Here is a 25,414-nt window from a genome sequence, read left to right on the forward strand (position 1 = left end):
CCCCTCCTCCGCGGGCCCGCTGCGCGCCCCCCCCCCCCCGCACGCCCCCCGCGGGGGCGGGGTCACCCCCCCGCCGCCCGGCGCCCACCACCCCCCCCCGCGGCGCGATCCGGCTAGCGACTCAGACGGAGATGGTGGTTTGGTCGTCGACGATGTTCATCCCGTCGATCAACGTTGCCTTGTCGGTGGCGAGTGCGTCGGCGTTGAGCTGCAGCACGAAGAGGGCGCCCTGGCCGGGAATCACCACGGTCTTCTGTCCGACAAAACGGGTCTTGCCGTCCTTGACGTAGGTGCCGCTGATCTGCCACGCCTGAAAGCCGCTGAGGGTGGAAGCGGACCCGTCGCCGGAGACCTGGGCACCCGGCAGATTCTGCACCTCGCCCGGCGCGTACTGGATGATCTTCGCGGGGTCGGCGTTACCGTCCAGCTTGGCGACGAGCGCCGAGATCGTCGGCGGGTCGGAAGGATCCGACGGCTGAGAGAAGGCGATGGTGCCGTAGGAGGCGCTGCTTTCGTTGGCTACCTGCCAGCCCGGGGGCATCGGCAGACTGATCGTGGGGGAGCCCGGATCGCCCCGGCGAACGGGGCTCTGCGTGATGTGGTTCTCGTTGAAGTAGTCGGCGATGGACTTGTGGGCCTGCCCGGAAGACGTCGCGCTGGTTGTCGTCGTGCTCGTCGACGTCGACGTGCTCGTCGATGTTGATGTCGACGTGGATGTCGATGTCTTGTTATTGGATCCGCAACCCACCAGCGCCACAATCAGCGCTACGGTAATGGTTGCTGCGGTCAAGTGTTTCATCAATCAACTCTCCCGAAAATTGGGGCCGGCACCAGCGCCAGCCGCGCGGATTGAGACTAGCCGAAGTCGCGCCAAAACGTTGCTAGACCATCTCGTTTGCGGTCAGCCACCGCATCACCGGCCAGCCGACGAAGACCGGCACCCAGCAGGTGAGCACCCGATACAGCAGAACCGACGGCACGCCGACGGCCGCGGGCACGCCGAAGGCGGCCAGACCACCGATCAATGCCGCTTCCACGGCGCCGACGCCGCCGGGTGTCGGCGCGGCCGAGGCGAGCGTTCCCCCGACCATCGTCACCACGGTGCAGGTGACGAACGTCGCGCCGCCGCCGAAAGCCTCGACACTTGCCCACAGCGCCAGCGCCGCACCGAGAGTCGTTCCGGCGCAACCGAGTACGATCAGCGCAAGTCGTTTCGGTTGGCGGGCAACGTCGACCAGGTCGCCGACTACCTCCTTCAGCTTGGGACGCAAGTCCGTCGCCAGCCAGCGCCGTAACCTGGGTACGAAGAGAAATGTGCCGAGAAGGCCTAGCGCCACACCCGCGATCAGGTACAGCACCGTCGCATCCGGAACGAAATGCTTGAGGTCCATCGACGCGCCCGCGGCGGTGCTGAACAAGACCAGCAAGACCAGGTGCATGATCACCTGCACGGATTGCTGCAGTGCCACGGCGGTGGTGGCCCGCACTGCGGGCAGCCCGCCCCCCTTCTGCAAGTACCGTGTGCTAAGGGCCAGCCCGCCGACGCCGGCGGGGGTGGTGGTCGCGGCAAAAGTGTTGGCCACCTGCGCGATCGACAGCTTCCAGAAGTTCACCGATTCGTCGGCGCTTGCCCACAGTGCGGCCGCCGCTCCCACGTAGGTCAGCGCCGACACCATCAAGCCCAGCACCGCCCACCACCAGTTCGCGTTCCGAAGTTCGTGGAAGAACGTCGGCACGGTGCTGATGAAGGGATACGCGACGTAGACGAGCGCGCCCAGCAGCACCAGTTGAATGAACTGGCTGCGGCTGAACCGGGTGATGGTCGCCGCTTGGATCTGATCGGCACCGGTTTGCCGCTGGACCTCCGCCTTGGCGGCGGAGATGACCGCGCCGGCGTCGGCGATCGACTGTCGAACACGTTTCGGCACAGCGGCTTTGGTGAGCCGGCGGGAGGCGGTCAAGACGGCGTCTTTGCCGAACACGTCGATCGCGGCGGCCACCGCGGACTTCGGGTCGTACAGCGCCGACGTCGTCACCAGAAGTTGCGCGACGTCGGACTGCAATTGGGCCTCGGTGGCGCCGTATTCGGCGCTGCCGAATCCCCCGAAGAACACGGTGCCGTCGCGCACCGTGATCTCGTCGCCGCGCAAATTGCCGTGCGAAATCTGCTGTCCCTGCAGGGTTTTCAGCGACTCCCACACCGCGGCGACCGGTGTCGCGGAGGCGCATTCGACGAGGGGAAGCCCTTGCACCGGCCGGTGCGCGTACATGATCCAGCCGCGGTCGAGTTCGGCGACCGCAATCGGCGCCGTGTTGGCAACTCCCACTTCACCGATGGCGATGGCCATCAATGCGCGGTGCTCGACGATGCGGCGCATCGAGGTCTGAAAGGGTGCGGTCTCGGAGCCGCGCAGCCTTAGCTTCCACCACAATTGGCGCAATGCACCACCGCTGCGCTGATGCGGGCCGTACAACTCGACAACGGCGGTGTCGGAATCGGAATCCTGACATGTTGCGCTAAGAACGAGCGGCCCTTGTCCGGCCGGCTGGATCACGTTCAATCGGGTGACCACGCAACCGCGTTTGGCCAGCGCACGCGCGGTACCGTCCAGCGGCACCTCCAGAGCGGGCGTGCCGACGACCAGAACCACCAGCGCGCCGACGAACCATCCCACCGCCAGTCCCAGCAGGGAGCGGGCGGGGACTATCGCACTGATGAACAGGTGGATCGGCACGAATGCCAGCAGCAGCGCCCACCACCAACGTCGCCAGCGCGCGGGAAGCCAGGGACCCGACACGGTCAGCACCGCCGCGAGCAGGCCGATCCACCGTGGGTCGTCCAGGATCTGGGCCAACACGGTTTGGGGTCGATCGGTCAGGTCGAAGTGCCATCGGGGCGCCGCGATGCCGTTGCCGCCGATCGACAGCGGAAGAACGGCCAACAGCCCCGCGGCCGCATAGGCGCCGAGCAGTTTCCATTGCCGTGCGGCAATCAACCCGATCAGGATCGCGAACGGCAGCACCAGTATCGCGATGCCGTACGCCAGGTAGACCAGATCGGATTGGGTGGGTGTCAGCACGCCGACGATCTCGGAGATCGACTTCTCCAGCGCCACCCACTGCGGGCGGGTGATCAACGAACCGGCGATGACGATCCCGAAGAACACGACGGTGGCGCCCAGCCGCAGGATGTCGTTGGTCCGTCGGGTCAGTGGTTGCAGCAAGTCGCCCGAGACGCTGATATCACGTCCGTCAACCCGCATGTCCCACAACTTAACCGGATACCTCCGGGTCAGCGGGGGAGAACCTGACGTACAGCTCGCTCACACGCAGCGCGCGTAGGGTCGCTATGTAGGCGTGCTAGCAAATTGGAGGACGTGAGCGTGACGAGAACCGACAACGACACCTGGGACATCACCGAGAGCGTGGGCGCGACGGCGCTGGGCGTCGCGGCGGCCCGCGCGGCCGAAACCGAGAGTGAGAACCCGCTGATCAGCGACCCGTTTGCGCGGGTGTTCCTCGACGCCGCCGGGGACGGCATGTGGAACTGGTTCGCCGCACCGGACCTGCCCGCCGAGATCGCCGAGGCCGAACCCGACCTCGAGCCGCGCATGCAGGGGATGGTCGGCTACATGGCCGCGCGGACTTTGTTTTTCGACCAGTTCTTTCTCGACGCGGCCCGGGCGGGCGTGCGTCAGGTGGTGATCCTGGCGGCGGGTTTGGACTCGCGGGCGTGGCGGCTGCCCTGGCCCGACGGTGTCACGGTCTACGAGCTCGACCAGCCCCGGGTGCTGGAATTCAAGTCGTCGACGTTGCACGACAGCGGTGCCCAGCCGAAGTGCAACGTGGTGCACGTGCCGGTGGACCTGCGTCACGATTGGCCGGCGGCGTTGCAGCAGGCCGGTTTCGACGCTTCCGCGCCCAGCGCCTGGTCGGCCGAGGGCCTGTTGCCGTTCTTGCCGGCCGCGGCGCAGGAGCTGCTCTTCGAGCGCGTTCAGGCGCTCGGTGCCGCCGGCAGCCGGATCGCGGTGGAGGCACCCGGCCCCGACTTCCTCGACGCGGACGCCATCGCAAAGCGGCGCGAGACGATGCAACGCGTGCGGGAGCTGATGGCCAAACTCGAGCCCGAGCGGGAGATCCCCGAGGTCCAAGACCTGTGGTACCTGGAGGAACGCGAGGACGTCGACGCCTGGTTGCGCCGCCACGGCTGGGACGTGACGGTGACTCCGGCCGAGGAGCTGTTGGCGCGCTATGACCGGACGCCGCCGCGGCACATCGAAGGCGCCGCCCCGCGGACCCTGTTCGTGGCGGCCGAGCGCGCGAAAGGGAACTGAGCGTGGCCAGAACCGACAACGACACCTGGGAGATCACCGAGAGCGTGGGCACGACCGCGCTGGGGGTGGCGTCCGCGCGCGCGGCGGAAACCGAGAGCGACAACCCGATGATCCGCGACCCGTTCGCGCGAGTGTTCCTCGACGCGGCCGGCGACGGACTGTGGAATTGGTACTCCGCGTCGCAGCTGCCCTCCAAGCTCCTCGATGCCGAACCTGAGGTGCGGCTGCAGATGCAGGCGATGGTCGGCTACATGGCATGCCGCACAGCCTTTTTCGACGAGTTCTTCGTCGACGCGACGGGCGCGGGCATCCGCCAGGCGGTCATCCTTGCGGCGGGTCTGGACTCCCGGGCCTGGCGGCTACCGTGGCCGGACGGCGTCACGGTCTACGAGCTCGACCAGCCCCGGGTGCTGGAGTTCAAATCGGTGACCTTGGCCGAGCACGGGGCACAGCCCGCCTGCAACCGCGTCGCCGTCCCGGTGGACCTGCGTCAGGACTGGCCGGCGGCGTTGCGCCAGGCGGGTTTTGACGCCTCGGCGCCCAGCGCCTGGTCGGCCGAGGGGTTGATGCCCTATCTACCCGCCGCGGCCCAGGACATGCTCTTCGACCGCGTTGACGCGCTGGCCGTCGGTGGCAGCCGCGTCGCGGTGGAGGCGCTGGGCCCCCGGTTTCACGATCCGGAGCTCCGCGCGAAGCGTCGGGCGCGGATGGAGCGAATCCGTGCCGTGATGACCGAAGTAGACCCGCAGCGCGAGATTCCCAACAACGAGGAGTTGTTCTACTTCGAGGAGCGCGAAGACGTCGGCGACTGGTTCCGGCGCCACGACTGGGACGTGACGGTCACGCCGTCCGACGAGCTGATGGCGGGCTATGGGCGCAGCGCCCCCGAAGAGGTCGCGGACACCATGCCGGGAAACCTGTTCGTGGCCGCGCAACGGATGTAGGAGCTGGCGGCCGGTAGCCGAACGTGCGGCTGGACGCACGTTCGGTCTCGACTGTGCGGCTAGCCGCACGTTCGGTGCGCCATCGCGGAGGGATCGCGGCGGAATTACGTCCGGAGCGGATCCCTGCCCATCCGTAAGCGGAGTTTTGTCCGGGCGAGGGCGTAAATCGCCACGAGGTCAAGGCCGATTGCCGCGAGATTGAACCAGTGATAGGTCGCGACCCATACGGCGGAGATTATCAGCGATGCACACGCCGCTACGAGGGCAACGATCGGAGCGCCGGGCACACGGAAGACCAGCATCGCGGCGGTGCCCGCGACAATGATCCCGAGAGCGACGAAGAGCCAGCCCTGCCAATAGTCGATGGTGTACAGGCCCTCCAACAAACTGTTCAAGCCGGAAATGCCCAGCAGGATCCCGGCCATGAATGGCAGGCGCGATACGTCCGTCCGCCGTATCCGCTTGCCACCGCCTGGTTGATCCGCAGTCATCGCTGAGGCACTACCCTCGCGGCGCCACGCTAAACGACGGACGACACGCTAGTGGTCTGACCACTTGACGTCAGACCTCCGCCCAGCCAGACTGACCGGCATGGCGCTGCAGCCGGTAATCCGCCGATCGGTGCCTGAAGAGGTTTTCGAGCAAATCGCGACCGATGTGCTCAGCGGCGAGATGCAGCCCGGTGAGGCCTTGCCCAGCGAGCGGCGGTTGGCAGAGGTCTTCGGCGTGTCCCGGCCCGCGGTCCGCGAGGCCCTCAAGCGGCTTTCGGCGGCGAGACTGGTCGAGGTACGCCAGGGCGGCGTAACCACCGTGCGTGACTTCCGGAGGCATGCTGGCCTTGACCTGTTGCCCCAGTTGGTGTTTCGCGAGGGCCAGCTCGACCTAGCCGTTTTCCGGAGCATCCTCGATGCCCGGCTGCGCATCGGTCCAAAGGTCGCGGAGCTGGCAGCCGAGCGCCGCGGACCGGAGTTGGCCGAATCGCTCGAAGAAGCGCTGCGCGCCTTCGAGACCGAGAAAGATCCCGTTGCGTGGCAAGGCCTGCCGTTCACCTTCTGGGACCATGTCGTGGACGGCGCGGGTTCGATCGTATTCCGGTTGATGTACAACGCATTTCGCGCCGCGTACGAACCCGCATTAGCCGCCCTCCCTGCGTCCGCCGACGGCAAATGGCCCGAGGAGTATCGGAAATTGGCCGATACGATCTGCGCCGGCAATGCCGCGGGCGCCAAGAAAGCCGCCCGCGACTTACTCGAACGAGCGAACGCCAGGGTGCTAGCCGAACTCGACCGCCGGGGGAAACGGCGATGAGCACCGCCACCGTCATCACCACGTATCTCCGTAGCCAGCTCCAGCCCGGGGTCGACGCGGTCGGCGGGTTCTATCGGACCTGCGTGCTCACCGGTAAGGCGCTGTTTCGGCGCCCGTTCCAGTGGCGGGAGACCATCGAGCAGGGCTGGTTCATCACGAGTGTCTCGTTACTGCCGACCCTCGCCGTCTCGATTCCGCTGACCGTCCTCATCATCTTCACGCTCAACATCTTGTTGGCCGAGTTCGGCGCCGCCGACATCTCAGGCGCGGGCGCGGCGCTCGGCGCGGTCACACAGCTGGGCCCGCTGACCACCGTGCTGGTGATCGCCGGCGCCGGCGCCACAGCCATTTGCGCCGACCTGGGCGCCCGCACCATCCGCGAGGAGATCGACGCGATGGAGGTGCTCGGCATCGACCCCATCCATCGGCTGGTGGTGCCCCGCGTCGTCGCCGCAACCATCGTTGCCACACTGCTGAACGGCGCGGTGATCACGATCGGCCTCGTCGGCGGTTTCGTCTTCGGTGTTTTCATCCAACACATTTCGGCCGGCGCCTACGTCGGCACCCTCACTCTCGTCACCGGCTTACCCGAGGTGGTCATCTCGGTGGTCAAGTCCGCCACGTTCGGAGCGATCGCCGGCCTGGTCGGGTGTTATCGCGGCCTCACCACCAAGGGCGGTCCCAAAGGCGTCGGCACCGCCGTCAACGAAACGCTGGTGTTGTGCGTGATCGCGCTGTTCGCGGTCAACGTGGTGCTGACCACCATCGGCGTGCGGTTCGGAACGGGGCGCTGACGTGTCGACGCGAGTCATACTCCGCGCGCGCTACCCGCGGACGGCCGCCAACCTCAACCGCTACGGCGGGGGCGCGGCCCGACGGCTGGAACGGATCGGGACTTTCGCGAGGTTCACCCGGATTAGCGTCATGCAGATCGGCTGGGCGCTGCACCGCTACCGCCGGGAGACGCTGCGCCTGATCGCGGAGATCGGCATGGGCACCGGCGCGATGGCCGTGATCGGCGGCACGGTCGCGATCATCGGCTTCGTGACACTGTCCGGCAGCTCGCTGATCGCCATCCAGGGCTTCGCGTCGCTGGGCAACATCGGCGTCGAGGCGTTCACCGGATTCTTTGCGGCACTGGCCAATACACGGGTCGCCGCCCCCATCGTCTCGGGTGTCGCGCTGGCCGCGACGGTCGGCGCCGGCGCCACCGCCCAGTTGGGTGCCATGCGGATCAGCGAGGAGATCGACGCGCTGGAAGTCATGGGCATCAAGTCGATTTCGTTTCTGGTCTCCACTCGGATTCTGGGCGGGCTGGTGGTGATCGTGCCGCTGTACGCGCTGGCCCTCGACATGGCCTTCACGTCGGGGCAGGTCGTCACGACGATCCTCTATGGACAGTCGAACGGCACGTATGAGCACTACTTCCGCACGTTCCTGCGCCCCGAGGACGTGGGCTGGTCGGTGGTGCAGGTCGTCATCATCGCGGTGGTCGTGATGATCACCCATTGCTACTACGGCTACACCGCCAGCGGTGGACCGGTCGGCGTCGGCCAGGCCGTCGGGCGATCGATGCGGTTTTCTCTGGTCTCGGTGGTGGTGGTTGTCCTGCTGGCCGAGTTGGCGCTCTACGGCGTCGACCCGAACTTCAATCTCACGGTGTGACACCCATGACGACGCAGCTGACGCGCAAGAGTCGACGGGTCCTCCTGTATGTGGAGGGTGTGGTCTTGTTGGTAGTCGCCGCGTTGGTTCTGGTGTTGGTGTACATGCAGTTTCGCGGGGACTTCACCCCGAAGACCGAGCTGACCATGGTGGCTTCGCGGGCGGGGCTGGTGATGGAACCGGGAGCGAAAGTCACGTTCAACGGGGTCGCGATCGGCCGGGTGGCCAGCATTACGGAGATCGAGCGTGATCGCGGCCCCGCGGCAAAGCTGGGGTTGGAGGTGAACCCGGAGTTCGTCAAGCTGATTCCGGCCAACGTGGTGGCGACCATCGAGGCGGCCACCCTGTTCGGCAACAAGTATGTGGCGTTGTCCTCACCGGAAAATCCGCTACCCCAACGGATCTCGCCGCACGATGTCATCGACGTACGGTCGGTGACCACCGAGTTCAACACCCTGTTCGAGTCGATCACCTCGATCGCCGAGAAGGTGGATCCGATCGAACTCAACGCGACGCTCTCGGCGCTGGCGCAGGCGCTGGACGGGCTGGGCGGGGGCTTCGGAGAGTCGCTGGTCAACGGCAATCAGATTCTGCAGCACTTGAATCCGCGGGTCGAGCGGCTCGGCTACGACGTGCGGCGGTTGGCGGATCTCGGCGAGGTTTACACGCGTGCTTCGCCGGATCTGTGGGGCTTTCTGCAGAACGCGTTGACCACCGCCCGCACACTGACCAGGCAGCAGGGGGAACTGGATGCCGCGTTGTTGGCGGCGGCGGCCGCGGGCAAGACCGGTGAGGACATCTTCGCCAGGGGCGGGCCGTATCTGGTGCGGGGCGCGGCCGACCTCGTCCCCACCGCCGAGCTGCTCGACACCTACAGCCCCGAGCTGTTCTGCACAACCCGTAACTTTCACGACGCCGCGCCGCTGATCCTGAACGCTGCCGGCGGCAACGGCTATTCGCTGGCGGCATACGGAACGCTGCTGCCCGCGCCCAATCCCTATGTCTATCCGGACAATCTGCCCCGGGTGAACGCCCACGGCGGGCCCGGGGGGCGGCCGGGCTGCTGGCAGACGATCACCCGGGATTTGTGGCCGGCGCCCTATCTGGTGATGGACACCGGCGCCAACCTCGCGCCGTACAACCACCTCGAGCTGGGCCAGCCATTGTTCGGTGAATACGTCTGGGGACGTCAATACGGGGAGAACACGATCAACCCATGAAAACCACTGGCACGGCACTCAAACTCGGCATCGTGTGGTTGGTTTTGCTCGTGTTCACCGTCGTGATCATCGTCGTGTTCGGCCAAGTGCGCTTCGATCGCACCACCGGCTATTCCGCGGTGTTCTCCAACGCGAGCGGGCTGCGTGCCGGGCAGTTCGTCCGCGCGGCGGGCGTGGAGGTCGGCAAGGTTTCCAAGGTGACACTGATCGACGGGGACAGACGGGTTTTGGTGGCGTTCACGGTCGATGACTCGTTGTCGTTGGACAAGGCGACGACCGCGTCGATTCGCTACCTCAACCTGATCGGCGACCGCTACTTGGAGCTCAAGCGCGGGGACAGCGGCCAGCCGCTGTCCCCGGGCGGCACCATCCCGCTCGAGCACACGCAGCCGGCCTTGGATCTGGACGCTTTGATCGGTGGATTTCGTCCGCTCTTCAAGGCGCTGGACCCGGACAAGGTCAACAGGCTAGCCCAGGCGATCATCACCGTGTTCCAAGGACAGGGCGCCACCATCAACGACATCCTCGACCAAACCGCCTCGCTCACCGCAACGTTGGCCGACAAGGATCAGGCGATTGGTGAGATAGTCAACAACTTGAACACCGTGCTGGCGACGGCCGTCAAGCATGAAAAGGAGTTCGACACGACGGTCGACAAGTTGGAGGTGTTGATCACCGGGCTGAAGAACAGGGCCGATCCGCTGGCGGCGGCGGTCGCCCATATCAGTGGCGCCGCGGGAACCCTGGCCGACCTGCTGGGGGAGGACCGGCCCTTGCTGCACAGCACATTCGGACGCCTGGAGGGCATCCAGCAGTCGCTGATACACGATCTGCCGACTCTGGACGACGTGTTGCGCAAGCTGCCCGGCGCGTACCGGATCATCGGCCGCGCCGGCGGCACCTATGGCGACTTCTTCAACTTCTACCTGTGCGACATCTCGTTGAAAGTCAATGGATTGCAGCCCGGCGGTCCGGTACGCACCATCAAGCTCTTTGGGCAGCCCACCGGGAGGTGTACGCCGCAATGAGGACGCTGACGGAATCCAACCGCGGCCGCGTGGGCCTGATGGGCGTGGTGGTCACGCTGCTCATCATCGGTGTGGGACAGACCTTTACAAGTGTGCCGATGTTGTTCGCCACGCCCACCTACTACGCGGAATTCACCGACACCGGCGGCATCAATACGGGCGACAAGGTGGAAATCTCCGGGGTGGACGTCGGTCTGGTGCGCTCGCTGGCGATCCGCGGCAACCGGGTAGCGGTCGGATTCACGCTGGATGGCAGGACGGTCGGGACGCAAAGCCGGGTAGCGATTCGCACCGAGACCATTCTCGGCCGCAAGAATATGGAGATCGAACCGCGTGGTTCAGAGCCGTTGCGGCCCAACGGTTTCCTTCCGTTGGCGCAAACAACCACGCCATACCAGGTCTACGACGCATTCGTCGATGCCACCAAGGCGGCGAAGGGCTGGGACATCGAGGCCACTAAACGTTCGCTGAAGGTGTTGTCCGAGACCTTCGATCAGACCGCTCCGCATCTCAGTGCAGCCCTCGACGGGGTCAGGGCATTCTCGGACACCATCGGCAAGCGCGGCGAGCAGCTCAAGCAACTGCTGGCCAACACCAACAAGATCGCGCGGGTGCTGGGTGACCGCAGCGGCCAGTTCAACGGGCTGCTGGTCAATGCCAACACGCTGCTTGCCTCGTTCAAGCAGCGCAGCCAGGCGCTGAGCATTCTGCTGAGCAATGTCTCTGACGTGTCAGCCCAGGTGTCCGGACTTTTCAAGGAAAACCCCAACCTCAACCATGTGCTGCAGCAGTTGGGCACGGTCAGCGACGAACTGGTCAAGCGCAAGAACGACCTGGCCGACGTGCTGATACTGCTCAGCAGATACACCGCGTCCCTGACCGAGGCCGTCGCGTCCGGGCCGTACTTCAAGGCGATGGTCGCGAATCTGCTTCCCTACCAAGTCCTTCAGCCGTGGGTCGACGCGGCGTTCAAGAAGCGGGGCATCGACCCGGAGAACTTCTGGCGCAGTGCCGGGCTGCCCGAGTTCCGGTGGCCCGACCCGAACGGTACCCGGTTCCCCAACGGCGCACCTCCGCCGGCTCCGACGGTGCTGGAAGGCACACCGCAGCATCCGGGGCCGGCCGTCCCGCCCGGATCGCCGTGCTCCTACACGCCGGGGCCGGGCGCCTCGCCGCGGCCCGACAATCCGCTGCCCTGCGCGGGCGCCGCCATCGGCCCGTTCGGCGGACCCGCATTCCCGGCGCCGCTAGACGTCCAGACGTCGGCGCCCAAACCCGATGGGCTGCAACCAGAACCGGGCATTCCGATCGCGGGCCGCCCGGGCGAGACGCCGCCGGATGTTCCGGGCGCACCGGTGCCGTTGCCCGCGCAGGTGCCCCCCGGCGCGCGCACCGAACCGCTGGGGCCGGCCGGCCCGACACCGCCACCGTCGACGTTGGCGCCGGGCCTGCCGCCGCGCCCTGCCCCACCACCGGGACCGGGACCGCAGCTGCCGGCGCCGTTCATCACGCCCGGCGGGACGGGAGGCAGCAGCCAATGAGCACCATCTTCGACATCCGCAGCCTTCGACTGCCCAAAGTGTCGCGCAAGGCATTGCTCGCCGCGGCGTTGGTAACGGTGTTGGCCCTCGTCGCAGTCGTCGTCGGGGTGCAGCTCTACCGGAAGCTGACCAACACGAGCGTTGTCGCGTATTTCTCCGAGACCCTCGCGCTCTACCCCGGCGACAAGGTCCAGATCATGGGCGTCCGGGTGGGTTCGATCGACAAGATCGAGCCAGCCGGCGACAAGATGCGAGTCACCTTCCACTACAGCAACAAATACAAGGTGCCGCTCAACGCCACCGCGTCGATACTCAACCCCAGCCTGGTGGCCTCGCGCACCATCCAGCTGTCGCCGGCCTACACCGATGGACCGGTGATGAAGGACGGCGCGGTGATCCCGGTAGAGCGCACCCAGGTGCCCGTCGAGTGGGATCAGCTGCGCGACTCCCTCAACGGGATCCTGCGACAGCTGGGCCCGACGCCGCAGCAGCCGGAGGGCCCGTTCGGCGAGCTCATCGAATCGGCCGCGGACAATCTGGCCGGCAAGGGCAAGCAGGTCCACGACACCCTGAACAGCCTGTCGGAGGCGTTGACCGCGCTGAACGAGGGCCGGGGCGACTTCGTCTCGATCACCCGAAGCCTGGCGCAATTCATCGGCGCGCTGTATCAGAACGACCGACAGTTCGTCGCCCTCAACGACAACCTGGCTCAGTTCACCGACTGGTTCACCAAATCCGATCACGATGTGGCAGACACTGTCGCGCGAGTCGACGAGGTGCTGGCCATCACGCGAAAGTTCGTGAACGACAACAGGTCCGCGCTTAGTCACGATGTCAACAACCTCGCCGACGCGACCACCGCGCTCCTGCAACCCGAGCCGCGGGATGGTCTGGAAACGGCGTTGCACGTGCTGCCCACCTTCGCGGGCAACATCAACAACATCTACTATCCCGCGCACAGCTCGCTGGTGGGTTCGTTCGTATTTCCCAACTTCGCGAACCCGATTCATTTCATCTGCAGTTCCATCCAGGCCGGCAGCCGGCTCGGCTATCAAGACTCGGCCGAGCTGTGCGCGCAGTATCTGGCGCCGGTGCTGGACTCCATCAAGTTCAATTACCTGCCGTTCAGCGCGAACTTTTTCAGCTCGGCGGACACCTTGCCCAAGGAGGTGGCGTACTCCGAGGAGCGGCTGCGCCCGCCCCCGGGCTACAAGGACACCACCGTGCCGGGGATCTTCTCGCCGGACACACCCTTTTCGCACGGCAACCATGAACCGGGCTGGGTGGTCGCACCCGGTATGCAGGGGACCCAGGTTCAGCCGTTTACGGCGAACGTGCTCACCCCGGACTCGCTGGCCGAGCTGATGGGTGGTCCGGACGCCCCGCCCCCGCCGCCGGCGAGCAACCTACCCGGACCGCCGAACGCCTACGACGAGTCCAATCCGCCTGCGCCGCCGTGGTTTTCGCAGCCCGCACAGCCGGGGCCGGGCCGATGAAGCGCCTGATCGTCGGCGCCGGACGCCGCGGACTGTCGGTGGTGATGGCGTTGGCGCTGACTTCGTGCGCCTGGCGTGGCATCGCCAACGTGCCGCTGCCGGTCGGCCGTGGCACCGGCGCGGGCCACATGACGATCTACGTCCAGGTGCCCGACACGCTGGCGCTGAACACCAATAGCCGGGTGCGGGTCGCGGATGTCTGGGTCGGCACGGTGCGTGACATCAGGCTGAAGAACTGGATCGCGACCCTGACGCTGGACATCGATCCGAGCGTGAAGCTTCCGGCAAACGCGACCGCGAAGATCGGCCAGACCAGCCTGCTGGGCACTCAGCACGTCGAGCTGGCCGCGCCGAAAAACCCGTCGCCGCAACCGTTGAAGACCGGCGACACCATCGGCCTGATGAACTCCTCGGCGTACCCGACCGTCGAACGCACGTTGGCCAGCATCGCCGTCATCCTGACCGGAGGCGGCATCACACACCTCGAGGTGATCCAAAACGAGATCCTCAATGCCCTCGACGGCCATGTCGATCAGGTCCGCGAATTCCTCAGGCGACTGGACACATTCACCGCCGAACTGAACCGGCGAACCGGTGACCTAACCCGCGCAATCGATTCGAGCAACCAACTCCTGGCCGCCATCGCCGACCACAACGACACGCTGGATCGAGTGCTCACCGACATCCCACCACTGATCCGGCACTTCGCCGACACACGCGAATTGTTCGCCTACGCCGTCGAATCCCTGGGTAGGTTCAGCGACGTCGCCAACCGGGCGCTGTCGGATTCCCGGGGCAACCTGCGCCAGAACCTGGAGTCCTTGCAGCGGCCGCTCATTCAGCTCGAGCGGGCCTCGCCGCTGACGGTCGATGCGTTGCGGCTGGGCCTCACCGCGCCGTTCAACATCGACGGTGTCCCGAAGCTGATCCGCGGCGACTACATCAACATTTCGGCCGGGATCGACCTGACCCTGTCCGCCCTGGATAACGCGCTGCTGACCGGAACGGGGCTCTCCGGCATGTTCCGAGCGCTCGAGCAGGCGTGGGGCCGCGATCCGGCCACGATGATCCCGGACGTCCGCTATACGCCGAACCCGAATGACGCCCCGGGCGGACCGCTGGTGGAAAGGGGCGAGTGAAAGATGCTGACTCGCCTCATCAAAACCCAACTGGTTTTGTTGGTGGTATTGGCGGTCGCCGCGGTGGTGGTCCTGGGCTGGTACTTCCTGCGGATACCCAGCCTCGTCGGCATCGGGCGATACACGCTCTACGCCGAATTGCCGCAGTCCGGTGGGCTTTATCGAACCGCCAACGTCACGTATCGGGGCATCACCATCGGGACGGTCACCGCCGTCGACCCGACCGCGCGCGGTGCGCGGGCGACGATGAGCATCGACAACGGCTACCAGATCCCGACCGACACGTGGGCCAATGTGCACTCCGTGTCGGCGGTCGGTGAGCAGTACATCGATCTGGTGTCGACCCGCACCGGCGGTCCGTACCTCGAGAACAATCAGACGATCACCAGAAGCACGGTCCCCAGCCAGATCGGCCCCGCGCTCGATGCCGCCAACCGCGGCTTGGCCGTGCTGCCCAAGGACAAGGTGGCGTCGCTCCTCTACGAGGCGTCCCAGGCCCTGGGTGGGCTGGGCCCGTCACTTCGGCGGCTGGTCGACGCCGCCCAGGGCATCAGCCACGACTTCGACGGCAGCATCGGCGACGTCGACGACATCATTGACCATTCGGCGCCCATCATCGACAGCCAGGTCAATTCGGGTGACGACATCGCGCGCTGGGCCGCCAACCTGAACACCCTGACCACGCAAACCGCGCAGCAGGATCAGGCGATTCGTCGCATCCTGGCCAACGCGGCGCCGACCGCCGAGCAGGTCAACGCCACGTTCGGCGACGTGCGGGAATCGCTACCCCAGACCCTGGCCAATCTCGAGGTCGTGATCGACATGCTCAAGCGCTACCACAACGGCGTCGAGCAGGCGTTGGTGTTCTTGCCACAGTCCGCAGCGGCCGCCCAATCCGTTACGTCGGAATTTCCGGGCCAGGCGTCGCTTGGCGTCGGCGCCCTGTCCCTCAACCAGCCACCGCCGTGTCTGACCGGCTTCCTGCCGGCATCGGAATGGCGGGCGCCGGCCGATACCAGCACCGCGCCGCTACCCAGCGGGACCTACTGCAAGATCCCGATGGACGCGCAGAATGTCGTTCGTGGGGCACGCAACTACCCGTGCGCGGACGTGCCGGGCAAGCGGGCCGCGTCCCCGCGGGAGTGCCGCAGCAGCGAGCCGTATGTGCCGCTGGGTACCAATCCGTGGTACGGCGACCCGAATCAAATCCTGACGTGCCCCGCCCCGGCCGCGCGTTGTGACCAGCCGGTGAAGCCCGGTCTGGTGATCCCGGCACCGTCGGTCAACAACGGTCTCAACCCGCTGCCCGCCGATCGGCTGCCCGGCACGCCGCCCCCGGTCAGCGACCCCCTGCAGCGACCCGGATCGGGCACCGTCCGCTGCAACGGGCAGCAGCCCAATCCGTGCGTCTACACCCCGGATTCGCTTTCCGCCGCAATCTATGACGTGCAGAGCGGCAAAGTCGTGGGGCCTGACGGCGTGGTCTATTCCGTTGAGAACTCGACCAACATCGGAGACGAGGGGTGGAAGAAGATGCTGACACCGGCCGGCTGAAGCGGCACGGCTTTTGTCAGCGCGCCTCGGCTTCCGGATCCGCTGTGCTGCCGGTTTTTTCGTGGCGGGCGTGGTGACGCCAGCTCCGGTACCCGCGGCGCGCGGCGAACGCACCGGCGACGGCCGACACGCACCACACCGCTATCGCCGCGTAGGCCAAAGCGGGCGACCGATTGCCGATCGATGCGCCCAGTGCGGTGTAGGCGAAGGCGCGCGGCAACGAACCGATGAACGAACCGACCGCCATCTGCCACAACGGAACTCCGAATGCCCCGAACGCGTAGGAGGCCAGCGCATCCGATATGCCCGGGACAAAGCGCTGACCCACAACCGCCCACAGTCCGCCGTGTTCGATCAGCGCGTCGATGCGGTCGGCGCGTGCCGGGCCCAGCAGTGCCCGAGCGCTGTTGCGGCCGGCCCGACGGCCCAGGCGGCTGGCGACGATCGCGGTACCCACCGCCGCGCCCAGGGTCACGAAGACGCCCACAACGGGGCCGAACAACAGCCCGCTGCCCGCCGCCAGAATCGAGCCCGGCACGAACATCGCGCCCAGCGCGGCCGATACCACGACGTAGGTCAGCGGGGCCGCCGGGCCCGTCGCCGAAACCACGCCCCGCAGATCCTCGATGTCGACAATTCGCCTGACGGCCAAGAGATAGAACAGCGCGGCCAAGAACGCGGCGAACACGGCGAGCCGCACGATGTGGCTGCGTCGGGACGTGGGTCGGGTCTCCGGTGCGGGACCGTCGTCGTCGGGCATCGGGCGTCATTCTTCCGCAATCGTCTTACTATGCGACATGGGAGGCCCAAACCATGACCGAACACCCCGAGTCACCGCAGCGCAAGCGGATCGTGGTCTGCCTCGACGGCACCGCCAACCAAATCGGGGCCGGCAATCTCACCAATGTCGCCAAGCTCTTCGAGCTGCTGGCGAAGGACGATCCAACCAGTCAACTGACCTACTACGACCCCGGCGTGGGTACGCTGACCCCGGCCGCCGCGCACTCGGCGCTGCATCGCACCGCGTCGCTGCTATTCGAGCAGGCATTCGGTGTAGGTTTGAAAGACAATGTGGCACAGGCATATCGGTACTTGATGGAACATTGGCGGCCCGGCGATGCGATCTACATATTCGGGTTCAGCCGCGGCGCATATACCGCCCGCGCGCTGGCCGGGATGCTGCTGCGGCCGGGGCTGATGCGACCCGGTTCGGAGAATCTGCTGCCTTACGCGGTCGAAAAGTACGCCATCAACCGGGATTTCACTCAGAACGAGTACGACCTCTGGGGCGAGTTTGCCCGCGCGTTCTGTTGGCGCACCGAGGGCGAACCGCTGTTTTCGACTGTGCGCCAGAACAATCCGAATCAGGTGTGGCATTACGCGGTGCCGGTGGCGTACCTGGGCCTGTGGGACACCGTCAAGGCGGCTGGCTTCCTGCGGTTCGGCACCTTGCGCTGGCCGTACACGCGCACGCTGCCCAACGCGGCCCGCATCCGCCACGCCGTCTCGATAGACGAACGTCGCCGTCCCTACCGCGAATACCTCGTGGAACGGCACCCGCTGGGGCTCGAGGAGCGGTGGTTCGCCGGGGTGCACGCCGACGTGGGGGGCACCTTCATGCCCGACCACCGGCTCGCCACGATCGCGCTGAAGTGGATCGTCGACGGCGTCGCCCACGAGCTGGCGATCAACGCGGACGATTACCGGCAGCAGTGCGCGGTGACCGAGGACTTCGCGACCGCGCCGATCCACGACAACGGCAAACTGTGGTACCTGGTGGGGCGGCGGCGTCGGCCGATTCCTCCCGACGCGCTGCTGCACCCGAGCGTGCTGGTGCGCCGCCGCGAAGACCCGGGATACTTGCCTAAGCTGAGCGCCGAGCAGCTACAGGCCAGCGCCGCCCAGCCGGATTGGACGACTCCAGCGTTGTAGAGGAGCAACTGTCATGGCACTTGATTCGCTGCCCGAGCTCGACCAGTACAAAGCCGCGCCCTTCCCGCCCGGCTACCCCGACCACACCCGCACGTTCTACAGCCCCGTCGACCGCGTCCACGACGCGCTCAAGGCGTTGCTGACTTCCGCCGACAAGAGCCTCGTCGTGGCGATGTACGGCTACGACGATCCGGAGCTGAATTCGGTTCTAAAGTCCAAGCTGCAGGACGAAAAGATCTATGTGCAGCTGACTCTCGATTCCACGCAAGCCAAGGGAGTCGCCGAGCGCGGTCTACTGGCAGAGTGGCTGAATGACAAGACCGGCAACAGCATTGCGATCGGCCACAGCGAGAAGTCGGCGATCATGCATTTGAAGATGGTGATCATCGACGGGGTCGATGTCGTCACGGGCTCCACGAATTGGTCCCAGGGCGGAGAGACCAGGCAGGACAACCAGCTCACCGTCATCCGCGACCCACTGGTCTGCGCGGAAGCCCGCTCGCGGATCGACATCATCCACGACGACATGCTCAAGCAGATGGCCGCCAAGGCACAATCCGGAACCACGCACTAGAGGGGGCGAGATGGAAACGTGGGACGCGATCCGCGCCCGGCGCAACGTCCGGCAATACACGCCGGAACCGGTGCCGGAGGCCGACCTGAACCGGATCGCCGAGGCCGGATGGCGGGCGCCGTCGGCGAAAAACCGTCAGCCGTGGGACTTCGTCATCGTCACCGACCCGACTCAACTCAAGGAGCTTTCCACGGTCTGGATGGGCGCCGGTCACATCGCCGCGGCCGCGGCCGCGATCGTCATCGTGGTGCCGGTGCCGCCGGACGAGCGCCGGCTGGTGACGGACAACTACGACGTCGGCCAGGCGACGATGGCGATGATGATCGCGGCCACCGACCTGGGGATCGGCACCGGCCATTCGTCGGTGGGGGATCAGGAGAAGGCGCGCGCCATCCTGGGCGTCCCGGACGACCACCTGGTGGCCTTCATGCTCGGCGTCGGTTATCCCGCCGACCGGCCCCTTGCACCGATCCGCAAACCGAATCGGCGCCCCTTCGACGAGGTGGTCCACCGTGGCCGCTGGTGAACCGGTTACTGCCGACGCGCGCAAGGGCGAATACGGATACGACGGCTCGTTTCATACCATCTCGGCACGAGCCCAATTAGCCGGCGTCGCAGCCACTTCCGCTGCCCTGCTCGCGGGCGCCGGCTTCGCGCTGGCCCGCGGTAACCGCTTGGCGGCGTCGCTCGCGGCCGCGTCGGCCGTCGAGATTCTCGCGACGGCCGCCTCCTACATCTACGCGACGAGATCGGGCAAGTTTCGCGTCTGGGACGACGTGTTGGACAACCTACGACTGCGCGGGGACGAAACGTTGCTCGACCTCGGGTGTGGGCGGGGCGCGGTGTTGCTGGCCGCGGCCAAGCGACTGCCGCAGGGCCGCGCGGTGGGCGTCGACCTGTGGCGGGCCGATCAGACCGAAAACTCCCAGGAGGCAACGTTATCCAACGCGGCCCTGGAAAGCGTCGCCGAGCGCGTCGAGGTGTACACCGCCGACATGACCGCCCTGCCGTTGGGCGACGAGAGCGTCGACGTGATCGTGAGCAGCCTGGCGATCCACAACATTCCGAAACGCGCCGGCCGGCGACAGGCCTTGGACGAAGCGGTTCGGGTGTTGCGGCCGGGCGGCCGCCTGGCCATTGCCGACCTGTGGGAGACCCGTCACCACGCCGCGCGCTTGCGCGAGCTGGGCTGGCTCGACGTACGGCGTCGCAACCTGGGGTGGCGCATGTGGTACGGCGGGCCGTGGTTCTCCACCCGCTTGGTCACCGCAACGAAGCCCGGCTAGGTCCGGCGGTGCATGCTGGGACGCATGACGAGAAACGAAGTCACCGAGCAGATCGTCGTTGCCCGCCTCGCGCGCGGCCTAACGTGGCAGGAGCTGGCGGATGCTATCGGCCGGCCGGTCGTGTGGACGACGTCAGCATTGCTTGGTCAGCACCCCATCCCCGTCGAACTCGGCAAGGTCTTGGTCGAGATGCTGGGTCTCGACGAGTCGGCGGTAGCCGTGCTGGCCGCCCCGCCCATGCGTGGCGGACTGCCTACGACGGTGCCGACCGACCCCACCATCTACCGGTTCTACGAAGCGCTTCAGGTGTACGGCGGCGCCATCAAGGAATTGATTCACGAGCGGTTCGGCGACGGCATCATGAGCGCGATCAACTTCAGCGTCGACCTGCAAAAGAAGCCGCACCCGTCGGGCGACCGCGTGGTGGTGACATTCGACGGGAAATTCCTTCCCTACGACTGGGTTTCGGCGGAGAACTAATGGCGGTCAAGGCAGCACAGCCGAAATCGGTGGATCTGGTGCTCTCCGGTGGTGGCGTGAAGTTCATCGGTCTGGTGGGCGCCATCGTCGCGCTGATGGATGCCGGCTATTCGATCAAGCGGATCTCGGGTGTGTCGGCCGGCTCGGTGGTTGCGGCGATCTTGGCGGCCGGGTCCACAGGCGGCCAGCTGAGCAGCGCGGACATGAAGGAACTCGCCTTCTCGGTGCCGCTGCACCAGTGGCGCGATGCGGGGCCGGTCCCCTTTCTCGGTGCCGCGTGGGGACTGGTGCGGGACACGAGCATGTACCGCGGCGACGTTGCCTACGACTGGATTCGCAGCGAGCTGAAGAACCTGGGCGTCACCTCCTTCGGCGATCTGGTCCTCGCCGAGGACCACCCGGTCGAGGGATGGCAATACAAGCTGGTGGTCACCGTCGCCGACCTGACCGCGGCGCAATTGGTGCGGCTGCCGTGGGATTACCGGCGGCTCTACGGGCTAGACCCCGACGAGCAGCCGGTCGCCGAGGCGGTGCGCGCTTCGATGGCGATCCCGTTCTTCTACCGCCCGGTCAAGCTGACGAGCGCGAGCGGCGAGACGTCGACCCTGGTCGACGGCGGTGTGCTCTCGAACTTCCCGATCGACACCTTCGACCGGCCGGACGGCAAACCGCCACGATGGCCCACGTTCGGGATCACGGTGCTGCCGAGGCTCAACGAGGGCATCCTCGCGGTGATGCCCGCGCTGAAACCCCTGCGCTTCTTCGAACAGACGGCGTTGTTGGAAAGCCTGCTCACCACGATGCTGGCCGGCCACGACCAGACGCACCTCAACCGGCCGTGGGTCGCCGCCCGCGCGATCCCGGTCGAGTCGACCAACGTGGGCGTGCTCGACTTCGACGTCGCGCCCGGGCGCCTCGAAGAGCTCTACGACAGGGGTTACGAGGCGGCGCAAGAGTTTCTGACGACGTGGGACTGGACCGCGTATCTCAAGCGCTTCCGCTGGGCCGGTTGACCGCCACCCTTTCGGGCCGAATGGCCTGGTCACGGGGTGAAGTGACGGCATCGCGCAAACGTGTCAGACTTCCGAATGGAGGAGGCGACATGAGGGGAGGCGGTTGCCCGGGCAACCGCATCGCCTTCTCCACCAAACTGAATCATGTTGCATCGCGCCAACTTTCAGCTGGTCAACGCCTGCGGCGAGAGTTCCTTCAGCATGGCGTTGGCCCAGCGCATCTGGCGTAGCGTCTCGGGGTGGCAGCGCGAGGTCAGGCCCACCAATTCCTCGTCGTGGGCGGCCTGCGCGGCTTGACCGAGCAGTTCCCAGTCCAGCGACGTTCCGGCGGCCAGCCGATGTACCCGCCGCAGGTCGGCCAATAGCACCAGCGCCGGCTCGGCTCGGTGGCGCAACATGTCGCTGATCCGTGCCTGCACAACGCCCGTCAGCGAGCTGGTCCAGGGGCGGGCGGTCAGCCGCAGACCGTAGTTTCGGCCGTGACGGGCCAATTTCTCCAGATGGTCCTGCGACCATCCCGCCAGATCCCGAGCCAGGTGCGAGACGTCCTGGTCGCTGTGGTGGCGCGCGGCCACGACGTTGAGTTCATGCGCGAGTTTGCGTTCCGAGCGATGCAGCTCGCGAAGCGCCAGCTTGAGCTTCATGATCCGTCGACCAGCACTTCGCCCGACTGAGCCGCAATTCCGCCCTCGGTCGCCGGCGCCGCGCCGTTGACCGGCGCCGACGCCGTCGTGGTCGGCGCATAGCAGACATTGCCCGGAAGACGTCCGCGCGATCGGCTCTTCACCAGCTGCGCGGCGGCGGTCTTGTAGATGGGCTGCTTGGACACCGGATCCCAATCGGTGAGGGTGAGCTCGTTGCCGGCGCGGTGGTGACCCCGGCGATGACCATCGTTGTCGCCGGTATCCCAGTAGCCGTAGTGGAACGGCACAAACAACACTCCCTCGCGGATACCGCTGATCCGGGCGGCGCAGGCGATCGTGCCGCGCGGCGTGCTGACCTCGACGCGATCGCCCTCGGTAAGGCCGAGGCGGCGGGCATCCGGTTCTGAGACTTCCACCCACACCTCCGGCGCGGCTTGCTGCAATTGCGGTGCCCGGGCGGTTTTGGTGCGGGTGTGGAAGTGATACAGGGTGCGGCCGGTGATCAACGCGAACGGATAGTTCGACGTCGGCCGCTCGTGCGCTGGAATATATTGTGCGGCTTTGATTATGGCTTTGCCGTCCGGGTTCATCGCCCGGTATTCGGTGGGCTCCAGCGGCGCGCCGGTGATCAGATCCTTGCCGTACGCTTCGCAGTAGTCCGGCGTGGCCCAGAACTTCCCGTCGGCATACAGCCGCTCGGTGCCGTCGGGATGGTCAGCGTTGCAGGGCCATTGGATTCCACTGCCGCCGCGTAGCTTCGCATACGTCAGGCCGGTGTAATCGCAGGGCCGGCCGGCGCTGCATTTCTTCCAGGCCTCGAACGCCGACTCGGCATCCGTCCACGCCGGAAGCGGCCGGCCGTCCTTGTCGCGGAAGTCCATTCGCCGTGCATAGTCGAGGAAGATGTCGAGGTCGCTGCGCGCGGAACCCGGTGGCTCCACGGCCTTTTCGGAGAGGTGTACGGTGCGGTCGGCGTTGGTGAACGTGCCGGTCTTTTCGCCCCACGCGGCGGCGGGCAGCACGACATCGGCGAGCTCGGCCGTCTCCGTGAGGAAGATGTCCTGGACTATCAGGAACAACCGCTGCTGGGCCAGGATCGTCCGCACGCGCGCCAGCTCCGGCAGCGACACCGCGGGATTGGTCGCCGTGACCCACAGCATGCGCAGCGTGCCTTCCTCGGCGTAGCGGAACATCTGCATCGCATGCGTCGGCGGCGCGTAGTGCGGGATTTGTTGCACCTCAAGGTTCCACAATTCGGCGAGGTCGGCGACGTGGTCGTCGTTGGCCCAATTGCGGAACCCGGCCAGGTCTCCGTCGGCTCCGCATTCGCGAGTGTTTTGCGCTGTCGGCTGCCCATTCATCTGCAGCACGCCGCATCCCGGCTTGCCCAGCATGCCCCGCACCAAGTGAATGTTGTTGACCTGCACGGCGGCCGCCGTGGCCTGATGGGATTGGTAGAAGCCCTGCAACACGGTGGACAACAATCGTTCGGCTGTGCCCAGAAGGCGCGCCGCGTGCCGGATGTCGTCGGCGTCGACGTCGCAAATCGCGGCGGCCCGCTCCGGACCGAAATCTGAGACCCGCTGCCGCAACTCGTCGAAACCCACTGTGTGCGTGCGGATGTAGTCGTGGTCGAGCCAGTCGCGGGCGATGATCTCGTGCAGCAGGCCGTTCATCAGTGCCACGTTCGTTCCCGGCAGCGGCGCCAGGTGGACGGTGGCCTTGCTCGCCACCGGCGTACGCCGCGGGTCCACGCACACGATGGCCGGCGGCGCGGCGCCCGCGAGCCGGTCGAGCATTCGCGCCCACAGCACCGTCTGCGTTTCGGCGACGTTGTGTCCGAACAGCGCAATGACGTCGGCGTGATCGACGTCGGTGTAGGAGCCGGGCTGTCCGTCGCTGCCGAACGATTCCTTCAGCGCTTCAGCGGCTGTCGCCGTGCACAGCCGCGTATTGCCGTCGACGTGGTTGGTGCCGATCGCGCCGTGAGCAATCACACCCTGGGTGTAGTACTCCTCCAAGAAGAGTTGTCCGGAGGTGTAGAAGCCGATCGACCCGGGGCCTTGCGCGTCGAGCAGCTGTCGGGTGCGCGCCACGATCCGGTCCATGGCGGTGTCCCACTCACAGGGCCGCAGTTCGCCGTCGGTGCGAATCAGGGGAGTGGTGAGTCGGTCTCGGGATGCGTTGGCCTGCCAGCCGAATAGGTCCTTGGGATCCAGCCGTCCACGGTTGACGCGGTCTATCGGACGCCCCCGGACGCCGACGATGCGCCCGTCCTTGACGGCGATGTCGAGTCCGTCGCCGTTGGAGTGCAGCACCGCCGCCGATTGCACCCACTGGTCCACCGACTCGGGGCTGATGTCACCCGCCAGGTAATCGTCGACGCGCAAAGGCCACGGCTGGCCCGGCTCGTACGGCGTCCGCCTGCCCCACGGGTGTGCGATTCGGTCGGTTGCCACCACCCGTGAGGCGTACCCGGGGGTGACTGTTCAAAACCGCTGCGGCGGACGGTCGGACGCCGAACTACACGCCGAACTCGGCCTCTATCCCGTCGATTCCGGCGCGGATGGCCGCCAGCGCGTCGGCGCGGGCGCGCAACTTGGTCGCGGCGTGCGCGTGCTGGTGCAGGCCAGCGAATTCCTGCGCGGCTTCTTCGGCGCGGCTGAGCACCATCTCGGGCAGGACGATCTCGTCGACAAAGCCCGCCGCGAGGGCGGTCTCGCCGAAGAACGTCTTGGCCAGGCCGGTTGCTTGCTGGTACGCCGAACGCGTCAGGCGCAGCTTCATGATCTCCAGAGCGGCATACGGGATGATCATCCCGATAGCGACCTCGTTGGCCTGAATGTTGTACGCATGCGCGGCCACCCGGTGATCGCCGGACGACAACAGGAACGCCCCCATCGCGATGGCGTGGCCGGTGCAGGCCATTACCACCGGCTTCGGGTAGGACAACAGTCGATGCGCCAGCTCGAAGCCGCCCCTGAGCATGTCGATCGCCGGCTGCACCTCACCCGAGGTCAGAATCTTCAGGTCGAATCCGCCGCTGAACACCCTCTCGTTGCCGGCGATCACCACCGCGCCCACATCGTCACTGTCGGCCTGGTCGATGGCGTCGTTGAGGGCCTGCTGCATGGTCGGGCCCAGCGCGTTGACTTTGCCGTCGTCCATGCGGATGACCGCGATGGACTCGTTACGGCTGTAGGTGACCGGGCCGCTCATGGCTCACTCCTTTGATACGGACGCGCAGTCGATTGAA

At 66.5% G+C, this 25,414-nt stretch carries 24 protein-coding genes; 17 read left to right on the forward strand and 7 right to left on the reverse strand.

All coding sequences use genetic code 11. From position 1 onward, the window contains the following. Positions 1 to 121 precede the first annotated feature (121 nt). Together A5747_RS17720 and A5747_RS17725 are read right to left on the reverse strand one after the other, a co-directional pair. Entirely contained in the window at positions 122 to 799 is a 678-nt protein-coding gene (locus A5747_RS17720) for an LpqN/LpqT family lipoprotein (RefSeq protein ID WP_076126592.1), read from the reverse strand. Positions 800 to 881: 82 nt separating this feature from the next. Next, positions 882 to 3,263, reverse strand: coding sequence for a lysylphosphatidylglycerol synthase transmembrane domain-containing protein (locus A5747_RS17725; protein WP_076126594.1), 2,382 nt, complete (start codon positions 3,261 to 3,263; stop codon positions 882 to 884). 120 nt (positions 3,264 to 3,383) lie between these two features. On the opposite strand from A5747_RS17725, the gene A5747_RS17730 reads away from it, so the two are divergent. Both A5747_RS17730 and A5747_RS17735 read left to right on the forward strand, forming a co-directional pair. Continuing rightward, on the forward strand, positions 3,384 to 4,334 hold the full coding sequence (locus A5747_RS17730; protein WP_076126666.1) for a class I SAM-dependent methyltransferase: 951 nt from the start codon (positions 3,384 to 3,386) through the stop codon (positions 4,332 to 4,334). A gap of 2 nt (positions 4,335 to 4,336) precedes the next feature. Further along, positions 4,337 to 5,278, forward strand: coding sequence for a class I SAM-dependent methyltransferase (locus tag A5747_RS17735; protein ID WP_076126596.1), 942 nt, complete (start codon positions 4,337 to 4,339; stop codon positions 5,276 to 5,278). A 104-nt stretch (positions 5,279 to 5,382) separates the two neighbouring features. Here A5747_RS17735 and A5747_RS17740 read toward each other — a convergent pair whose 3' ends face one another. Beyond that, a complete protein-coding gene (locus tag A5747_RS17740) occupies positions 5,383 to 5,769 on the reverse strand; it encodes a hypothetical protein (RefSeq protein WP_142245637.1) in 387 nt (128 codons plus the stop codon). Positions 5,770 to 5,869: 100 nt separating this feature from the next. Here A5747_RS17740 and A5747_RS17745 point away from each other — a divergent pair, with 100 nt between their 5' ends. Genes A5747_RS17745 through A5747_RS17785 form a run of 9 tightly spaced genes read left to right on the forward strand, consistent with a single transcriptional unit; the run spans position 5,870 to position 16,229 of the window. Further along, a complete protein-coding gene (locus A5747_RS17745) occupies positions 5,870 to 6,586 on the forward strand; it encodes a FadR/GntR family transcriptional regulator (RefSeq protein WP_076126601.1) in 717 nt (238 codons plus the stop codon). Beyond that, on the forward strand, positions 6,583 to 7,380 hold the full coding sequence (locus A5747_RS17750) for an ABC transporter permease (RefSeq protein WP_076126603.1): 798 nt from the start codon (positions 6,583 to 6,585) through the stop codon (positions 7,378 to 7,380). Before A5747_RS17745 ends, A5747_RS17750 begins: the two co-directional genes overlap by 4 nt. A gap of 1 nt (position 7,381) precedes the next feature. After that, the gene (locus A5747_RS17755; RefSeq protein WP_076126606.1) at positions 7,382 to 8,251 is read left to right on the forward strand and encodes an ABC transporter permease; all 870 of its coding nucleotides are present in this window, start codon (positions 7,382 to 7,384) and stop codon (positions 8,249 to 8,251) included. Positions 8,252 to 8,256: 5 nt separating this feature from the next. Continuing rightward, positions 8,257 to 9,471 carry an MCE family protein gene (locus tag A5747_RS17760; RefSeq protein ID WP_076126609.1) on the forward strand — a complete coding sequence of 405 codons (1,215 nt, stop codon included), beginning with the start codon at positions 8,257 to 8,259 and terminating at the stop codon, positions 9,469 to 9,471. Further along, positions 9,468 to 10,499: an MCE family protein gene (locus A5747_RS17765; protein WP_076126612.1), complete on the forward strand. Its 1,032-nt coding sequence runs from the start codon at positions 9,468 to 9,470 to the stop codon at positions 10,497 to 10,499. Before A5747_RS17760 ends, A5747_RS17765 begins: the two co-directional genes overlap by 4 nt. Then, on the forward strand, positions 10,496 to 12,040 hold the full coding sequence (locus A5747_RS17770) for a virulence factor Mce family protein (RefSeq protein WP_076126615.1): 1,545 nt from the start codon (positions 10,496 to 10,498) through the stop codon (positions 12,038 to 12,040). The genes A5747_RS17765 and A5747_RS17770 overlap by 4 nt, the downstream gene beginning before the upstream one ends. Continuing rightward, positions 12,037 to 13,536 (forward strand): virulence factor Mce family protein, encoded by a 1,500-nt coding sequence (locus A5747_RS17775; protein ID WP_076126618.1) that lies wholly within the window; start codon positions 12,037 to 12,039, stop codon positions 13,534 to 13,536. Before A5747_RS17770 ends, A5747_RS17775 begins: the two co-directional genes overlap by 4 nt. Continuing rightward, positions 13,533 to 14,675 (forward strand): virulence factor Mce family protein, encoded by a 1,143-nt coding sequence (locus A5747_RS17780; protein WP_076126621.1) that lies wholly within the window; start codon positions 13,533 to 13,535, stop codon positions 14,673 to 14,675. The genes A5747_RS17775 and A5747_RS17780 overlap by 4 nt, the downstream gene beginning before the upstream one ends. Before the next feature lie 3 nt (positions 14,676 to 14,678). After that, on the forward strand, positions 14,679 to 16,229 hold the full coding sequence (locus A5747_RS17785; RefSeq protein WP_076126623.1) for an MCE family protein: 1,551 nt from the start codon (positions 14,679 to 14,681) through the stop codon (positions 16,227 to 16,229). A gap of 16 nt (positions 16,230 to 16,245) precedes the next feature. Here A5747_RS17785 and A5747_RS17790 read toward each other — a convergent pair whose 3' ends face one another. Beyond that, on the reverse strand, positions 16,246 to 16,989 hold the full coding sequence (locus tag A5747_RS17790) for a TVP38/TMEM64 family protein (RefSeq protein WP_076126626.1): 744 nt from the start codon (positions 16,987 to 16,989) through the stop codon (positions 16,246 to 16,248). A 53-nt stretch (positions 16,990 to 17,042) separates the two neighbouring features. On the opposite strand from A5747_RS17790, the gene A5747_RS17795 reads away from it, so the two are divergent. From A5747_RS17795 to A5747_RS17820, 6 genes are read left to right on the forward strand one after another with little or no spacing between them, the layout of a single operon-like run. Further along, on the forward strand, positions 17,043 to 18,161 hold the full coding sequence (locus A5747_RS17795) for a DUF2235 domain-containing protein (protein WP_076126628.1): 1,119 nt from the start codon (positions 17,043 to 17,045) through the stop codon (positions 18,159 to 18,161). A 13-nt stretch (positions 18,162 to 18,174) separates the two neighbouring features. After that, positions 18,175 to 18,735, forward strand: a complete 561-nt coding sequence (locus tag A5747_RS17800; RefSeq protein WP_076126631.1) for a phospholipase D-like domain-containing protein — start codon at positions 18,175 to 18,177, stop codon at positions 18,733 to 18,735. A gap of 10 nt (positions 18,736 to 18,745) precedes the next feature. Then, positions 18,746 to 19,261, forward strand: a complete 516-nt coding sequence (locus A5747_RS17805; RefSeq protein WP_076126633.1) for a nitroreductase family protein — start codon at positions 18,746 to 18,748, stop codon at positions 19,259 to 19,261. Then, positions 19,248 to 20,021, forward strand: coding sequence for a class I SAM-dependent methyltransferase (locus A5747_RS17810; RefSeq protein ID WP_076126636.1), 774 nt, complete (start codon positions 19,248 to 19,250; stop codon positions 20,019 to 20,021). Before A5747_RS17805 ends, A5747_RS17810 begins: the two co-directional genes overlap by 14 nt. Positions 20,022 to 20,033: 12 nt before the next feature. Then, a complete protein-coding gene (cynS, locus tag A5747_RS17815) occupies positions 20,034 to 20,501 on the forward strand; it encodes a cyanase (RefSeq protein WP_076060940.1) in 468 nt (155 codons plus the stop codon). After that, a complete protein-coding gene (locus tag A5747_RS17820; protein ID WP_076126638.1) occupies positions 20,501 to 21,514 on the forward strand; it encodes a patatin-like phospholipase family protein in 1,014 nt (337 codons plus the stop codon). The genes cynS and A5747_RS17820 overlap by 1 nt, the downstream gene beginning before the upstream one ends. A 164-nt stretch (positions 21,515 to 21,678) precedes the next feature. On the opposite strand, the gene A5747_RS17825 is transcribed toward A5747_RS17820, so the two are convergent. The 3 genes from A5747_RS17825 to A5747_RS17835 form a co-directional block, all read right to left on the reverse strand. After that, positions 21,679 to 22,158, reverse strand: coding sequence for a hypothetical protein (locus A5747_RS17825; RefSeq protein WP_076126640.1), 480 nt, complete (start codon positions 22,156 to 22,158; stop codon positions 21,679 to 21,681). Then, the gene (locus A5747_RS17830; RefSeq protein WP_076126668.1) at positions 22,155 to 24,617 is read right to left on the reverse strand and encodes a molybdopterin oxidoreductase family protein; all 2,463 of its coding nucleotides are present in this window, start codon (positions 24,615 to 24,617) and stop codon (positions 22,155 to 22,157) included. The genes A5747_RS17825 and A5747_RS17830 overlap by 4 nt, the downstream gene beginning before the upstream one ends. A gap of 64 nt (positions 24,618 to 24,681) precedes the next feature. After that, complete coding sequence (locus A5747_RS17835; protein ID WP_076126642.1) at positions 24,682 to 25,377, reverse strand: crotonase/enoyl-CoA hydratase family protein; 696 nt, start codon at positions 25,375 to 25,377, stop codon at positions 24,682 to 24,684. Positions 25,378 to 25,414 lie beyond the last annotated feature (37 nt).

The organism is Mycobacterium sp. IS-836 (assembly GCF_001954275.1).
In the GTDB taxonomy this organism is placed as follows: domain Bacteria; phylum Actinomycetota; class Actinomycetes; order Mycobacteriales; family Mycobacteriaceae; genus Mycobacterium.